The sequence below is a fragment of the Nesterenkonia sp. F genome (genome assembly GCF_000220985.1).
In the GTDB taxonomy this organism is placed as follows: domain Bacteria; phylum Actinomycetota; class Actinomycetes; order Actinomycetales; family Micrococcaceae; genus Nesterenkonia.
The window spans coordinates 39146-55110 of sequence record NZ_AFRW01000122.1; the positions used below are offsets into that span (position 1 = coordinate 39146).

General features: G+C 71.1%; 13 protein-coding genes. 11 read left to right on the forward strand and 2 right to left on the reverse strand.

Translation table 11 applies throughout. From position 1 onward, the window contains the following. Positions 1 to 47: 47 nt before the first annotated feature. From mgtE to GU5_RS0111495, 7 genes are all read left to right on the forward strand, one after another. On the forward strand, positions 48 to 1382 hold the full coding sequence (gene mgtE / locus GU5_RS0111465; RefSeq protein WP_010525710.1) for a magnesium transporter: 1335 nt from the start codon (positions 48 to 50) through the stop codon (positions 1380 to 1382). A gap of 240 nt (positions 1383 to 1622) precedes the next feature. Beyond that, positions 1623 to 3842 (forward strand): NADP-dependent isocitrate dehydrogenase, encoded by a 2220-nt coding sequence (locus GU5_RS0111470; protein ID WP_010525711.1) that lies wholly within the window; start codon positions 1623 to 1625, stop codon positions 3840 to 3842. A gap of 150 nt (positions 3843 to 3992) precedes the next feature. Next, a complete protein-coding gene (locus tag GU5_RS0111475) occupies positions 3993 to 4910 on the forward strand; it encodes an NAD(P)-dependent oxidoreductase (RefSeq protein ID WP_010525712.1) in 918 nt (305 codons plus the stop codon). Positions 4911 to 5015: 105 nt separating this feature from the next. Beyond that, positions 5016 to 5549 (forward strand): gamma carbonic anhydrase family protein, encoded by a 534-nt coding sequence (locus GU5_RS0111480; RefSeq protein WP_010525713.1) that lies wholly within the window; start codon positions 5016 to 5018, stop codon positions 5547 to 5549. A 156-nt stretch (positions 5550 to 5705) separates the two neighbouring features. Then, entirely contained in the window at positions 5706 to 6515 is an 810-nt protein-coding gene (locus tag GU5_RS0111485; RefSeq protein ID WP_010525714.1) for a hypothetical protein, read from the forward strand. 151 nt (positions 6516 to 6666) lie between these two features. Continuing rightward, a complete protein-coding gene (locus GU5_RS0111490; protein ID WP_029514244.1) occupies positions 6667 to 6978 on the forward strand; it encodes a hypothetical protein in 312 nt (103 codons plus the stop codon). A gap of 233 nt (positions 6979 to 7211) precedes the next feature. Further along, positions 7212 to 7400: a hypothetical protein gene (locus GU5_RS0111495; protein ID WP_010525716.1), complete on the forward strand. Its 189-nt coding sequence runs from the start codon at positions 7212 to 7214 to the stop codon at positions 7398 to 7400. Positions 7401 to 7541: 141 nt separating this feature from the next. Here GU5_RS0111495 and GU5_RS0111500 read toward each other — a convergent pair whose 3' ends face one another. Both GU5_RS0111500 and GU5_RS15470 read right to left on the reverse strand, forming a co-directional pair. Then, positions 7542 to 9008, reverse strand: coding sequence for a catalase (locus tag GU5_RS0111500; protein WP_010525717.1), 1467 nt, complete (start codon positions 9006 to 9008; stop codon positions 7542 to 7544). Positions 9009 to 9056: 48 nt separating this feature from the next. Further along, on the reverse strand, positions 9057 to 9587 hold the full coding sequence (locus GU5_RS15470; RefSeq protein ID WP_139084433.1) for a Fur family transcriptional regulator: 531 nt from the start codon (positions 9585 to 9587) through the stop codon (positions 9057 to 9059). Positions 9588 to 9938: 351 nt separating this feature from the next. Here GU5_RS15470 and GU5_RS15475 point away from each other — a divergent pair, with 351 nt between their 5' ends. From GU5_RS15475 to GU5_RS15480, 4 genes are all read left to right on the forward strand, one after another. Beyond that, positions 9939 to 12041 (forward strand): PhoX family phosphatase, encoded by a 2103-nt coding sequence (locus GU5_RS15475; protein ID WP_010525719.1) that lies wholly within the window; start codon positions 9939 to 9941, stop codon positions 12039 to 12041. A 380-nt stretch (positions 12042 to 12421) separates the two neighbouring features. Continuing rightward, the gene (gene glyA / locus GU5_RS0111520; RefSeq protein ID WP_010525721.1) at positions 12422 to 13741 is read left to right on the forward strand and encodes a serine hydroxymethyltransferase; all 1320 of its coding nucleotides are present in this window, start codon (positions 12422 to 12424) and stop codon (positions 13739 to 13741) included. Next, positions 13741 to 14640: a bifunctional methylenetetrahydrofolate dehydrogenase/methenyltetrahydrofolate cyclohydrolase gene (locus GU5_RS0111525; RefSeq protein WP_010525722.1), complete on the forward strand. Its 900-nt coding sequence runs from the start codon at positions 13741 to 13743 to the stop codon at positions 14638 to 14640. The genes glyA and GU5_RS0111525 overlap by 1 nt, the downstream gene beginning before the upstream one ends. A 238-nt stretch (positions 14641 to 14878) precedes the next feature. Beyond that, the gene (locus tag GU5_RS15480; RefSeq protein ID WP_010525723.1) at positions 14879 to 15823 is read left to right on the forward strand and encodes a hypothetical protein; all 945 of its coding nucleotides are present in this window, start codon (positions 14879 to 14881) and stop codon (positions 15821 to 15823) included. Positions 15824 to 15965 lie beyond the last annotated feature (142 nt).

A 15965-nucleotide genomic window follows, 5' to 3' on the forward strand; every position in this document is an offset into this window, starting at 1 on the left:
GGCCCTCGATCAACAGGTGCGAACACCCTCGGAAGGGGTGATGGTCAGTGTCGGAGCAGCTGGACGGGCTCACCGAGATGGTCCGCGACGAGCGGCTCACCGAGCTGCGCCGCGCGCTGGAGGAGCACGCGGTCGGAGACATCGTCGACTTCCTCGAGCGGCTCGGCGTCCGGGAGCGGGCTGTGGCCTTCCGGCTGCTGCCCAAGGATCAGGCGGTCGACGTCTTCGACATGCTCGACCAGGCGCTGCAGCATGAGATCATCGAGGGCCTGAAGGACGTCGACGTCGCGCTGTTCTTCGACGCGCTCGACCCGGACGACCGCGTCCGGCTGATGGACGAGATGCCGGCCTCGGTGGCGCGGAAGATGATGCGCCATCTGGATCCGCGCGAGCGCAGCCTGACGAACATCGTGCTGGGGTACCCCTCCGGCACGATCGGACGCCAGATGAGTCCGGAGTTCGTCGCCGTCCCCGAGCATTGGACGGTCGGGCAGGCGCTGGAGAAGGTCCGCCGGGCCGGCGCCGATGCGGAGACGCTCTACACGCTGCCGGTGGTGGATCGTCAGCGGCTGCTCAAGGGCGTGGTCTCGCTGCGCGTGCTGGTCTCGGCCGAGGAGGACCAGGCGGTCGAGGACCTGATGACCGAGGTCGACTCGGTCGACGCCGACCTGCCGGCCGAGGACGCCGCGCGCCTCTGCGCCGACCGCAAGCACCTGGCGATGCCGGTCACCGACTCCGAGCATCGGGTGGTCGGGATCTTCACCGTCGACGACGCGCTGGACATCCTCGAGCGGGCCGAGTCCGAGGACGCCGCCCGCCACGGCGGCGCCGAGCCGCTGCACCGGCCGTATCTTTCCACTCCGGTGCTGCGCATCATGCGCACCCGCGTGGTGTGGCTCTTCGTGCTGGCGATCGGCGGCACGCTGACGGTGCAGGTGCTCGACATCTTCGAGGCCACGCTCTCGCAGCTGGTGGTGCTGAGCCTGTTCGTGCCGCTGCTGATCGGCATCGGCGGCAACACCGGCAACCAGGCGGCCACCACCGTCACCCGCGCGCTGGCGCTGGGCGACGTGAGCACGCGCGACGTGCTGAAGGTGGCCTGGCGCGAGCTGCGGGTCGGGGCCACGCTGGGTTCGACGCTGGGCGTGCTGGGGCTGCTCGGCGTCGGGTTCGCCTACGGCTGGGACATCGGCGCGGTCATCGGTCTGACGCTGGTGGTGCTCTGCACGCTGGCCGCCTCGGCCGGCGGCCTGATGCCGCTGCTGGGCAAGAAGCTCGGCGCCGATCCTGCGGTCTTCGCCAATCCGTTCATCTCCACCTTCGTCGACGCCTCCGGGCTGGTCGTCTACTTCCTCATCGCCCGCGCGGTGCTGGGGATCTGACCCGTCCGACCCGGCGCCGGAGCGTGGGAGACCGCGCCCGACGAGGCTGCCGACACCGGCGTCGAGCCGTCGCCGACCTCCGGTAGATTGGGCACTGTTCCGCGAGCGGACTGCTCCGATCGAGCCCGGTCCCGTCCGGGTCCGGACGGTGCGGCGCTCGTCGAGTCGGCAGGCCCGCGCGCCGCCGGCCCCGACACCTGCTGATCCCGACCACAGACCCCGAGGGAGACGTTCCTGCCGATGACGAAGATCATCTACACCCACACCGACGAAGCGCCGCTGCTGGCCACCTATTCGTTCAAGCCGATCGTCGAGGCCTTCGCCTCGACCGCCGGGGTCGAGGTCGAGACCCGGGACATCTCGCTGGCCGGGCGCATCATCGCCCAGTTCCCCGAGCGGCTCACCGCCGAGCAGCGTGAGGAGGACGCGCTGTCGGCGCTGGGCGAGCTGGCCAAGACCCCCGAGGCCAACATCATCAAGCTGCCCAACATCTCCGCCTCGGTGCCGCAGCTCAAGGCCGCGATCGCCGAGCTGCAGGCGCAGGGCTACGATCTTCCCGACTACCCGGAGGCCCCGGAGTCCGACGCGGAGCGCGACGTGCGCGCCCGCTACGACAGGGTCAAGGGCTCGGCGGTCAATCCGGTGCTGCGCGAGGGCAACTCCGACCGCCGCGCGCCGGCGTCGGTGAAGGCCTACGTGCGGCAGAACCCGCACCGGATGGGCGAGTGGAGCAGCGACTCGAAGACCAACGTGGCGACCATGGGCGCCGACGACTTCGCCTCCAACGAGCAGTCGGTCGTCGTCGAGGAGGCCGGCACGCTGCGCATCCAGCTGGTCACCGCCGCCGGCGAGACCACGGTGCTGAAGGAGGAGCTGCCGGTCGAGGCCGGCGAGGTCGTCGACGGCACCGTCATGCGCGCCGAGGCCCTGGACGAGTTCCTCGCCGCCCAGGTGGAGCGCGCCAAGGAGGAGGGCGTGCTGTTCTCCGCCCACCTGAAGGCCACCATGATGAAGGTCTCCGACCCGATCATCTTCGGGCACATCGTCAAGGCCTTCTTCCCGCGGCTCTTCGCCGAGCACGGCGAGACGCTGGCCGAGGCCGGCCTCTCGGCCAACGACGGGCTGGCCTCTATCCTCTCCGGCGCCGAACAGCTCGGCGAGGCCGGCGAGGCCATCAAGGCTGAGGTGCGGCGCGGCCTCGAGGAGGGCCCGCGGCTGTCCATGGTCGACGACTCCAAGGGCATCACCAACCTGCACGTGCCCTCCGACGTGATCATCGACGCCTCGATGCCGGCGATGATCCGCAACGGCGGCAAGGTCTGGGGCCCGGACGGGAACACCGACGACACCCTGGCGGTCATCCCCGACTCCTCCTACGCCGGGGTCTACCAGGCCGCCGTCGACGACTGCCGCGAGAACGGCACGCTGGACCCGGCCACGATGGGCTCGGTGCCGAACGTCGGCCTGATGGCGAAGAAGGCCGAGGAATACGGCTCGCACGACAAGACCTTCGAGATCGCCGAGGCCGGCACGGTGCAGGTCGTCGACGGCGTCGGCCACGTGCTCATCGAGCACGAGGTCTCCCCGGGCGACATCTGGCGCGCCTGCCAGACCAAGGACGAGCCCATCCGCGACTGGGTGAAGCTGGCCGTCTCCCGCGCCCGGGAGGCCGGCGTGCCGGCGGTGTTCTGGCTCGACGCGGAGCGCGCCCACGACGCCAACCTCATCGGCAAGGTCGAGTCGGCGCTGCAGGAGCACGACACCGACGGCCTGGACATCCGGATCATGGATCCGGTGGCGGCCACCAAACACGCGCTGGGGCGGGCCCGCCGCGGCGAGGACACCATCTCGGTGACCGGCAACGTGCTGCGCGACTACCTGACCGACCTCTTCCCGATCCTCGAGCTGGGCACCTCGGCGAAGATGCTCTCCATCGTGCCGCTGATGGCCGGCGGCGGCCTCTTCGAGACCGGGGCCGGCGGCTCCGCACCGAAGCACGTCCAGCAGCTGATGGAGGAGGACTACCTGCGCTGGGACTCGCTGGGCGAGTTCTTCGCGCTGGTGCCCTCGCTGCAGAAGTACGCCGAGCAGGCCGACGCCCCGCGCGCGAAGGTCCTGGCCTCGGCGCTGGACCGCGCGACGGCGACCTTCCTGATGGAGAACCGTTCGCCGGGCCGCAAGCTGGGCAGCCTCGACAACCGCGGCTCGCACTTCTACCTGGCCCTGTACTGGGCGCAGGAGCTGGCGCAGCAGGACGAGGACGCCGAGCTGGCCGAGGTCTTCGGTCCGGTCGCCGAGCAGATGAGCTCCCAGGAGGAGACCATCGTCGGCGAGCTCACCGGTGTGCAGGGCCGCGCCGTGGACCTGGGCGGCTACTACCGTCCCGACGCCGAGAAGGCTGCAGCTGCGATGCGTCCGTCGGTGACGCTCAACGGCATCGTGGACGCGCTGAAGCGCTGATCTCCGGGCGTCCGACCGTCTCCGACGGCGACCCCTCATCACGGGCCGGCTCCCCGCGGGGAGCCGGCCCGTCCTCATCTCGTAGGATGGTGGTCCGGAGCACGCCGGTGCGCTGACGCGCCGGTCCATCGTCGACGCATCGGAGGGGCCGTGACTTCCCGGATCCATCTCACCCACACAGCACCGGAGCCGCTGGTCGAGGGGCTGACGGCCCAGGGGGCCGAGATCGTCGGAGCCGACGAGCGGCCCACGGGGGTGATCGTCACCGGGATGTTCGCCGAGCTGGATCTGGACCGGCTGCTCCGGGACAACCCGCAGGCGGAGTGGGTGCAGCTGCCCAGCGCGGGCATCGAGGCCTATGCCCCGACGATGGCGCGCTTCCCCGAGCGGATCTGGACCTCGGCGAAGGGCGCCTATGCCGAACCGGTCGGCGAACACGGGCTGCTGCTGACCCTGGCGGCGCTGCGGCGGCTGACCGAGCGGGCCCGCGCACGGACCTGGGGCGAGGCGCACGGCGAGTCCCTGCACGGACTGCGCTGCGTCGTCGTCGGGGCCGGGGGAGTGGCCGCCGAGATGGTCCGGCTCTACAAGGCCTTCCGCACCCATGTCACCGTGGTGCGGCGCAGCTCCACCCCGCTCGACGGAGCGGACAGGACCGTGAGCTTCGATCAGCTGGACGAGGCGCTCGAGGGCGCCGACGTGCTGGGCCTCGCCGCCGCGGTCACCCCGGAGACCGAGCGGATGATCGGGGCCGAGCAGCTCGATCGGCTCGCCGAGTCCGCCGTGGTCGTCAACGTCGGCCGCGGCCGGCTGATCGACCAGGACGCGCTGGTCGCCGCGCTGCGTGCCGGACGGCTCGGCGGCGCGGGCCTGGACGTCACGGATCCGGAGCCGCTGCCCGACGGCCATCCGCTCTGGGACCTGGAGAACTGCCTGATCACCCCGCACACCGCCGACACGCCGGAGATGGTGGCGCCGCTGCTGCGCGAGCGGGTGCTGGCCAACCACCGACGGCTGCGCGACGGCGAGGAGCCGATCGGCGTGGCCAGCCCCGAGCGGGGGTACTGAGCAGACGACCGCCGCGCGCCGCGGCACGCGCGGCGCGCCGAGGCCCGAGGAGAGGGCTCGACGAGGCAGCTCGACGAGGAGCTGCCCAGGAGAGGAGAAGCAGAGATGGCCCATGTGCTGACGATCGACGGGCGGACCCCGAGCATCGGCGACGGGGTGTTCCTGGCCCCGAGCGCCGCGGTCACCGGAGACGTGACCCTGGCGGACGGCGCCTCGGCCTTCTACGGCACCTCGCTGCGCGGCGACTCCGCCCCGATCCGCGTCGGGGCCGGGAGCAACGTCCAGGACGGCGCGGTGCTGCACGCCGACGCCGGCTTTCCCTGCACGCTCGGCGAGTCGGTGTCGGTCGGACACGGCGCCGTGGTGCACGGATGCACCGTCGGCGACGGGTCGCTGATCGGGATGGGCGCGACGGTGATGAACGGCGCGGTGGTCGGCGAGCAGTCGCTGGTCGCCGCCGGGGCTGTGGTGCTCGAGGGCACCGAGGTCCCGCCGCGCTCGCTGGTCGCCGGCGTGCCGGGCAAGGTCCGCCGCGAGCTGACCGACGACGAGGTCGCCGGCCTGGCCCGCAACGCCGAGACCTACCACCGGCTCCGCGACGCGCACCGGGCGGCGACGGGCGACGGCGACCGGGACTGAGCCGCCGGCGGGGTCGGCGTCGTGGTCCCCGGGAGCGTCCCGCACGGCCTGTGGAGAACGGTTTGCTCCGGTTCGCGCGATCGGGAACGATCATCGGGAGCGTCCATCAGGGACGCGTCTGACATCCGCCGATGACTCACCTCTGGAGGGGACCCGATGACCGAGAAGAGCACGACGTCGACGAAGATCGCGCCGCGGACGACGGCGGCCGGCCTGGCCGGCCTCGCGCTGCTGGCGCTGACCGCGTGCGGAGGCGGGGGAGAGGAGCCCGCCGCCGCGGAGAGCGAGAGCCCGGAGGTGCCGCCGGCGCCGGAGTACACCGAGATCGAGTCCGACGTCTGGGACACCATGCTCGCCGCCGAGTCGGTGACGATCGAGGCGGACATGCCGGCGGGGCTCATGGACCAGCAGGCCGCCGAGGGCGACCGCACGATCCAGGAATATGCCGGGGCGATGGACGGCAGCGCGTCGACGTTCCGCCAGGAGAGCGGCGACGTGACCACCGAGATGCGTCTCGTCGACGGGTCGGCGTACGTGCCGGGCGAGGTGGAGCTCGCCTCGATCGAGCGGCAGTCCGGAGGGAGCATCTCGGCGTCGGACTACGCGGAGGACTTCGAGGGCAGGTGGATCGACTACTCCGACCAGGTCGATCCCTCCGGTGCCTCGCCGGAGTCGTTCCTCATCGGCCTGCGGTCCTCGATGGAGGGACAGTCCGGCGCCGAGGCCCTGGACTCGGCGGCCGAGACCCGTGACGGCGAGGACGTGTGGGTCTACACCGCCGGCGAGGAGCTGGAGATCGTCGTGCGCGCCGGCGACGAGCCGGTCCTGCTCGGCTTCGAGGGCGAGCAGGAGGGGTCGTCGCTGTCGGTGCAGTTCGCCGCCTGGAATGCCTCGGAGGGGCCGGAGGCTCCGGCGGCCGAGGACGTGATGACCATCCAGGAGGCCACTCAGATCGTGACCGGGTGATCGGCGCCTCTGTCGATCATCGCCCGCACCACGTCTGAGGAAGGGCCTCTGATCCGCCGACGTGTCCTCGTCGTCGCCCCGTTCGTGACCTGCCGCGTCCCCGGGCTGGTCGTCGCGTCCGTGCGCCTGCGTCGTCGGCCTGCTCCTCGCCGTGCTGCCGCTGGCCCGCTGCGGCGCCGGGGAAGGCTGCGCGCTCGGGGCGGGATCGTCCTCCCGCCGGTCGAGCGACGGCACGGTGAACAGCGACGTCAGGCTGGTCGACGGCTCCTACGACGAGCCGGCCGAGGGGCCGCTGCGCGATCTCTCCTGCATCATGCCGGACGCGGAGCTCCCCGCAGGCGTCGGCGAGGAGACCGCGGGGAGATGGGTCGAGCGGACCGACCTATACGCCGTCGAGGAGCGCACCACGGAGGTCTTCCTCGATGACCTGCCTGCGGCGCTCGGAGAGCTCCTCGAAGGCTGAGCCGCGTCGCCGGCGGTCAGGATCCGGTCAGACGACGTCGACCAGGTGGAGAGCCCCTCGACATGTCGTGGGAGCTTGCACAGAGTTCCGCCGCACACCCGGTCGCGGGCTTCCCCCGGGACCCGGTCCATGGCCAACATGGCGGTGGGTCGTCCGACCGGACGGTATCCAGGATCGTCCGCGGGATCGTCCGCGGGGCCTCCGCGGAGGCATGACGATGGAGGTGCAGACGTATGACCGGCATCGATGCGAGCCGGATCGTGTCCGCCGCCGGCGCCCTGGGCGTGGCGTCGATGGCCGTCTTCGGCACGACGGCCTGGGACGAGCCGCCCCGGCAGTCGGCCGAGTCGACTGTGACCGACGACGCCGACGACGCCGACGACGCCGTCGAGGTCCTGGACGACGAGGAGCTCGACGGCTGACGCCGCCGCGAACCTCTGGAGTTCCCCTCCCACGGGCTCCCTGTACGAGCTCCCCACGACGACGGCCCCTCGTCCGACCCGGCGGAACCGGGCGGGCGAGGGGCCGTCGTGGTGCGCGGCGGAGCCGCTGCGCGGGGAGGCTCAGCCGTTCTTCACGGCGTCCTCGATGCGCTGGCCGATCTCCGCGTCGACGTTCTTCCAGTACTGGAAGGCGTTGGAGAGCACCGGCTCCTTCACGCCGTCGGACAGCGCGCCGGAGACGGTCTCGACCAGGCGGTCGCGCTGGGCGTCGTCGAAGACCTCACGCACCAGGATGCCCGGCTGGCTGAAGTCGTCGTCGTCGGCGCGCAGCGTGTAGGCCTGGCGGACCAGCTCGCCGTCGGTCTCCCAGCCGTTGTCGACCGGGCCCTGCTCGTCGGACCAGGTCGAGCCCTCCACCGTGTTCGGGGCGTAGACCGGCTTGGTGCCGGAGTGGTCGAACCACATGTTGCCCTCGAAGTTGTAGGTGTGGACCTCGTTCTTCGGCCGGTTGACCGGCAGCTGCTGGAAGTTGGTGCCGATGCGGTACCGGTGGGCGTCCGCGTAGGCGAAGTTGCGGCCCAGCAGCATCTTGTCCGGGGAGTTGCCCGTGCCCGGGACCATGTTCGCCGGCGAGAAGGCGGCCTGCTCGATCTCGGCGAAGAAGTTCTGCGGGTTCCGGTTCAGGGTCAGCGTGCCGACCTTGATGCGCGGGTAGTCCTTCTGCGGCCAGATCTTGGTCAGGTCGAAGGGGTTGATCCGGTAGGTCTTGGCGTCCTCGTACGGCATGACCTGCACGTAGAGGGTCCAGGACGGGTGGTTGCCCTTCTCGATGTTCTCGAAGAGATCGCGGCGGTGGAAGTCCGCGTCGGCGCCGGCCAGACGCTCGGCCTCCTCGTTGGACAGGCCCTCGACGCCCTCGTCGTTGATGAAGTGGTACTTCACCCAGAAGCGCTCGCCGTCGGCGTTGGTCCACTGGTAGGTGTGCGAGCCGTAGCCGTTCATCAGGCGCCAGGAGGCCGGCAGGCCGCGGTCGCCCATGACGTAGGTGACCTGGTGGGCCGACTCCGGGTTCTGCGTCCAGAAGTCCCACTGCATGTGGTTGTCACGCAGGCCCGAGTCCGGCAGACGCTTCTGCGAGCGGATGAAGTGCGGGAACTTCATGGGGTCGCGGACGAAGAAGATCGGCGTGTTGTTGCCGACCAGGTCGAAGTTCCCCTCCTCGGTGTAGAACTTCAGCGCGAAGCCGCGCACGTCCCGCCAGGTGTCGGGGGAGCCCAGCTCGCCGGCGACGGTGGAGAAGCGCAGCAGCGTCTCGGTCTTCCTGCCGGGCTGGAAGAGGTCGGCCTTGGTGTACTGCGAGACGTCCTCGGTCACCTCGAAGGTGCCGAAGGCGCCGGCGCCCTTGGCGTGCGGGCGGCGCTCCGGGACGTTCATCCGGTTGAAGTGCGCCAGGGTCTCGACCAGGTGGTGGTCGTGTAGCAGCAGCGGACCGTCGGGGCCGACGCTCAGCGAGTTGCGGTCGCTGACCGCGGGGATGCCGGCCTGGGTCGTCGACCCGGTGCCGTGCGAGGTGGAGTCGGTGCTCATCACACGTCCCTTTCTTCTCTACTCGGGTGGATCCTCGGGTGGACGGGGTCAGCGGGAGGCCCCGGAGACCGGCGCGCCGGCCTCCGTCTCGCCCGGGTGCGCCGTGCCCCTGCGTCGCGTCGTGCCGCCGCCCCCGGCGTCGCTCGGACCCGCCGCGGAGGCGCAGTCGTCGCAGATCCCGCGGAAGACGACGTCGGCCACCTCGATGGTCATGCCCAGGCCGTCCGGCGGCGTGAGGCACGGAGCCTCGCCATGGAGGCACTCGACATCCTCGATCCGCCCGCAGACGGTGCAGATGGCGTGGTGGTGGTTGTCGTCGGCGCGGGTCTCGTAGCAGGCCGGGGATCCCGGCGGGTCGACACGGCGCAGCAGCTCGGCGGCGGTGAGGTCGTGCAGCACGGTGTAGACCGACTGCACGCTGATCTCGGGAAGGCGCTCGGTGACTGCCGAGTGGATGGCCTCCGCCGGGTGGTGCGGCAGGCTCGCGACGGCGTCGAGCACGGCCAGGCGCTGCCGGGTGACGCGCAGTCCGCGGTCACGCAGCAGACTGCGCCAGTCCGTCTCGGTCGTCGAGCTCATGGCATCCAGTGTGCCGCAGATCTGAGTCATTCACAATAAAGCTCGGTGCAGTCCTCGGAGCGAGGGGGCGGCTGTGCGGAGTGCGGCACCGCTCGGACAGGGTCGTCTCGCGTGACGGGGGTTTAGCGAACGTTGCCGTGATGTTTTGGAACTGTCGTGAGGAGTTCTCCCGCCGTTCATGCTCCGGTGGCGTCGGGGCATGGTCGGACTGTCACGGTGATCTGCGGCATCACTCCGGAAGGCCAGGTCAGCCGCACGACGGCGCTCTGCGCCGGCGGTGCTCCGGCCCGGCGGGCGTTCCGGACCAGCCCATGACACCCCTGAAAGGACCCCTGAGTGCCAGTTCGCGAGATGCTTCCGATGCTCGACCACGTCCGTGGCAAGCGCAGCGCCGTCACCTGTGCGCTGAAGTGCGACAACATCTGCTCCCGCCCCGCCTGCAACACCTCGGACAACGACTACTTCCGCGACGTCGCCTCCTCGGCGCTGTCCCGCCGGCAGATGCTCGGCGCCGGGGCCGCCGGCGCGCTGGCCCTCGCCGTCGGTGCGGCCTCCGACGTCGCCGGTGCCCAGCCCGCCGCCGCGAAGTCCTGGGGAGCCTCGAAGCTCACGTTCACGCCGATCGAGCCGGTGCACCACGCCGTCGACGGCCTCATCGTGCCGGAGGGCTACACCTGGGAGCCGATCGTCCGCTGGGGCGACGGGCTCTTCCCGGACTCGCCGTCCTTCGACCCGGAGAACCAGAGCGCCGACTCCCAGGCGAAGCAGTTCGGGTACAACAACGACTACCTGGAGATCCAGGAGGTGCCGGGCAGCAACGGCCGGCGCGCGCTGCTCTTCGCCAACCACGAGTACACCAACGAGAACATCATGTTCCCGGACTCGACCGACGAGGCCACCCGCCGGGCCGTGGGCATGGCCGCCCACGGCATGACTGCCGTGGAGGTCACCCGGAAGAACCGCAACGACGCCTGGAGCGTCGACGTCGAGGGTGCGCGCAACCGGCGCTTCACCATGGACACCGAGTACACCTTCGACGGCCCGCTGCGCGGCTCGCAGCTGCTGGCCACCGACGACGACCCCGAGGGCACCACGGTGCGTGGCACGATCAACAACTGCGCCGGCGGACTGACCCCCTGGGGCACCATGCTCTCCGGCGAGGAGAACTTCCACGGCTACTTCGTCTCCGACGGGACCTCGGAGGCCGACCGCCGCTACGGCATCACCGCCGAGCCGACCGCCCGCGGCTGGGAGATCGACGAGCCGCGCTTCGACACCCGCAACCCCGGGCACGAGCACGAGAAGAACAAATTCGGCTGGATCGTCGAGGTCGACCCGTGGGACCCGGAGTCCACCCCGGTCAAACACACCAGTCTGGGCCGCTTCAACCACGAGGGCGCGACGGTCATCATCGCCGACGACGGCCGTGCGGTGGCCTACTCCGGCGACGACGCCCGCTTCGAGTACCTCTACAAGTTCGTCTCCCGCGACGCCTACGTCGAGGACGACCGCGAGCACAACAAGACTCTGCTCTCCGAGGGTGACCTCTACGTGGCGCGGTTCACCGGCGGCTCGCCGGCCGGCGAGATCGACGGCTCCGGCGAGGTGCCCTCCGACGGCGCCTTCGACGGCGGCGGCACCTGGCTGCCGCTGATCGTCGACGGCGAGTCCCAGGTCTCCGGCTTCAGCGTCGAGGAGGTCCTGGTCCACACCCGGCTGGCCGCCGACGCGGTCGGGGCGACGAAGATGGACCGCCCCGAGGATGTGGAGCCGAACCCGGTCACCGGCACGGTCTACATGGCCTGCACGAACAACTCCAACCGCGCCGCGGCGGGATACCCGGGCGTCGACGAGCCGAACCCGCGGGCGAAGAACCGCGACGGGCACGTCGTCGAGATCACCGAGCAGGGCGATCAGACCTCGACGCGCTTCGGCTGGACGCTGCTGCTGGTCTGCGGCGATCCCGCGCAGGGCGATGCGACCTACTTCTCCGGCTTCCCGGCCGACCAGGTCTCGCCGATCTCCTGCCCGGACAACGTCGCCTTCGATTCGGTGGGGAACCTGTGGATCTCCACCGACGGCATGCCCGGCATGGGGTACTGCGACGGTCTGTTCAAGGTCCAGCTGGAGGGTCGGGACCGCGGGCTGGTCGAACAGTTCCTCTCGGTGCCGGCCGGCGCGGAGACCTGCGGCCCGGTCATCCGCGACACCCAGCGCACCGCCTTCGTCGCCGTCCAGCACCCGGGCGAGGACGGCAGCTGGCAGGCTCCGCAGTCCTACTTCCCGGACTACGTGGACTCCGACGGCGACGGCCGGTTCGCCCTGCCGCGCCCGTCGGTCGTCCAGGTCCTGAAGGGCAGGCCCAAGCGCGGCACAGCCGACCGCCGGCAGCGTCAGCTGATCGGTGATGCCCACTCGGGCGGCTCGCTCCGTCGGGGCCCGGCCCTGGGCTGAGCCGGACCTGTACGGTGCTTCGGTGCTCCCGCGCTTCGGCGACCTGGCGCGGCGGATGACGGAGCCGCACGGCATGACGACGGCGTCCCGGTGTACTCTGCCTGCAGGGCGGCGCTCGCCGGGCCGCGGTCGCGTCGTGGTGACGGGGCACGACATCTCCGGCCGCGACGAAGCGTCCAGCATGTGAGGCTCGGCGAGCTCCAGCGGTAGGCGGGCGGCATCGGCGTTAGACTGTCTGCGGACTGCGGCACCATGCATGGGCAGCATGCCCACCGGCGTGGATCCGGGAGCGGGCCCGGCGCGGCCTCGGCGAGGCGCGCGGACGTCCGCGGCGTCGTGCCGCCGTCGCCCCCGAACATCCCAGCGAGGAGACCGCGTCGATGACTGCAGCCGAGCCCACCCTCAACGTCAACACCGCGCCCCTGTCCGACGTCGACCCGGAGATCGCCCAGGCGATCGACGCCGAGCTCGGACGCCAGCGCGGGACCCTGGAGATGATCGCCTCCGAGAACTTCGTGCCGCGGGCGGTCCTCGAGGCTCAGGGATCGGTGCTGACCAACAAGTACGCCGAGGGATACCCGGGACGCCGGTACTACGGCGGCTGCGAGTTCGTCGACGTCGCCGAGAACCTGGCCATCGACCGGGTCAAGGAGCTCTTCGGTGCCGAGTACGCCAACGTCCAGCCGCACGCCGGCGCCCAGGCCAACGTCGCGGTGATGACCGCCTTCCTCAAGCCCGGCGACAAGCTGATGGGCCTCTCGCTGGCCCACGGCGGCCACCTGACCCACGGCATGAAGCTGAACTATTCGGGCAAGTTCCACGAGGTCGCCGCCTATGAGGTCGATGCCTCCACCGGCATGATCGACATGGACACGGTCCGCGAGCAGGCGCTGGCCGAGCGTCCCGACATGATCGTCGCCGGCTGGTCTGCCTACCCGCGGCAGCTCGACTTCGCCGCCTTCCGCGAGATCGCCGACGAGGTCGGAGCGATCCTCTGGGTGGACATGGCCCACTTCGCCGGACTCGTCGCCGCCGGCCTGCACCCGAACCCGGTGCCCTACGCCGACGTGGTGACCTCCACGGTGCACAAGACGCTGGCCGGGCCGCGCTCGGGCCTGATCCTGGCGAAGGAGGAGCATGCCAAGAAGCTCAACTCCGCCGTCTTCCCGGGTCAGCAGGGCGGACCGCTGATGCACGCGATCGCCGCGAAGGCCATCGCCTTCAAGATCGCCGGCTCCGAGGACTTCAAGCAGCGCCAGCAGCGCACCGTCGACGGCGCGAAGATGCTGGCCGAGCGGCTGGTCGCCGACGACGTCACCGCCCACGGGGTCTCGGTGCTCACCGGCGGCACCGACGTGCACCTGGTCCTGGTCGACCTGCGCGAGTCCTCGCTGGACGGCAAACAGGCCGAAGACCTGCTCCACTCGGTCGGCATCACCGTCAATCGCAATGCGGTCCCGAACGACCCGCGTCCGCCGATGGTCACCTCCGGGCTGCGCATCGGCACTCCGGCGCTGGCCTCCCGCGGCTTCGGCGACGCCGAGTTCCGCGAGGTCGCCGAGATCATCGCCGACGTGCTCAAGACCGGCGCCGAGCACGCCGAGGAGGGTGTTCCGGCCGCCGAGCTGTCGGCGCTGCGCACCCGCGTGGAGCAGCTGGCCGCCGACTTCCCGCTGTACGAGGGTCTGGAGGAGTGGTGATGGCCGAGCAGATCACACAGACCGCGCAGGTGCTGGACGGCCGCGCCACGGCGAAGGCGCTGAAGGACGAACTGACCGAGCGGGTCGCCGCGCTCAAGGAGCGCGGCGTCGTCCCTGGACTCGGCACAGTTCTTGTCGGGGCCGACCCGGCGTCGCAGACGTACGTGGCCGGCAAGCATCGCGACTGCGCCGAAGTGGGCATCCACTCCATCCAGCGCGAGCTCGACGGCGACATCTCCGAGGAGGAGCTGCTCGCCGAGATCGCCACGCTCAACGCCGACGACGCCTGCACCGGCTACATCGTCCAGCTGCCGCTGCCGGGCCACATCGACACCCAGCGCGTGCTGGAGGCGATCGACCCGGACAAGGACGCGGACGGGCTGCACCCGACGAACCTCGGGCGCCTGGTGGCCTCGGTGCGCGGCGAGCTGCAGTCTCCGCCGCCGTGCACGCCCAAGGGGTGCCTGGACCTGCTCGAGCGCCACGGCCTCGACCTCGACGGCAAGCACGTGGTCGTCCTCGGCCGCGGGGTGACCATCGGCCGGCCGATCGGCCTGCTGCTCACCCGTCGCGAGGTCAACGCCACGGTCACGCTGTGCCACACCGGAACCCGCGACGTGGAGACGCATCTGGCCCAGGCCGACGTCGTCGTCGCCGCGGCCGGGGTGAAACACATGGTCGATCCGCAGGTGCTCAAGCCCGGGGTGATCGTGCTCGACGTCGGGGTGACCCGGGAGGAGGACCCGGAGACCGGCAAGGCGAAGATCTACGGCGACGTCGCCCCCGGCATCGAGGATGTGGCCTCCTGGTACTCGCCGAATCCCGGAGGAGTGGGCCCGATGACCCGCGCGGAGCTTCTGGCCAACGTGGTCGAGTCCGCCGAACGGCAGGCCGGCTGAGGCGCTGAGCGCTCTCCGTCATCGAGTGGCGGCTCTCAGCGGCATCTGACATCGCGACACGGCGTGTCGGAGGGAGGACCGTGCTGGGAGCCGCCACCCGATCTATGCGGAGAGGGGCGCGCGGGGCGCCCGTTCGGCTCCTGCACATCCCGGGGGATGCGCACGACGACGCGCCGTGCCGTCCCCAGGGCCTGCTCGTCGCCCTCGCGCAGGGCGCGTCGTCGGGTCTGCTGGAGCCATGGAGTTCCCGCTGCATGACCGACGCCGCCGACTGCCGTCCACTGTGCCGCCCGGCGGACATACCGCCCGAGACCTGCATGACGACGCCCTCGACGCCGGGGATATCCGGCATGCCGTCGGATACGGCACGCTCGCGCCCCTCGGCCGCGGCATCTACGCCGCCGGCGACGTCGACGGGGCCGCGGCTCTGCTCGAGGTCCTCACCGACGAGCGGTGCGCGGCCAGCCATGGGACGGCGGCCGCGCTGCTCGGGCTCCCTGAGCACGAGCTCGGACTCCCGGTCCACCTGACGACGCCGACGGCCGGCTTCCGCGTCCAGCGTCCCGAGGTCGTCCCGCACCGGTCGGAGGTTCCCGAGGACCAGATCGTCGAGCGTGCGGGGATCCGCTGCACGAGTCCGGCGCGGACCTGGGTGGATCTGGCGCAGACGCTGCCGCCGCTGGCCGCCCTGGTGCTGGCCGATCAGATCCTGCGGCCGCCGCGACGGGAGTTCGGCGAGGTCGGCGAGCCACTCGCAGGTCCCGAGGAGCTGCATGAGGTCGTGGCCCGGCGCCGGGGATCCCGCGGCATCCGACGGATCCGGCATGTCGCCGAGCTGGCCCGGGTCGGGGCCGACTCGCCGCGGGAGACGGCGCTGCGATACGCCGTGCACCGAGCCGGACTTCCCGAGCCGCGGGTCAACCCGCGGATCGGTGACGAGCCGGGGTGGTCGTTCCAGCCGGACCTGGCCTTCGACGCCTTCCGCGTCGCCGTCCAGTATGAAGGGACTGCGGTCCACTCGAGGTCCGACCAGGTGCTCCGCGACGTCCGCCGGGCCGAGATCGCCGCGGCGCTGGGCTGGCTGGAGGTCCGCATCACCAAGGATCACAGCGTCGACGCGTGGCGCCCGGCGATCCGCAAGATCGTCCAGGCGCTGCTCTCCCGCGGGTGGACCGGGCGCTGAGCGCTCACCGTCATCGACTGGCGGCTCCCAGCGGCATCTGATCTCGCGACACGGCGTGTCGCAGGGTGGATCGTGCTGGGAGTCGCCACTCGATGCACTGGGGGGGGGGGATCTGCCCAGGGCGGAGAAGCTCCCCGGCGAC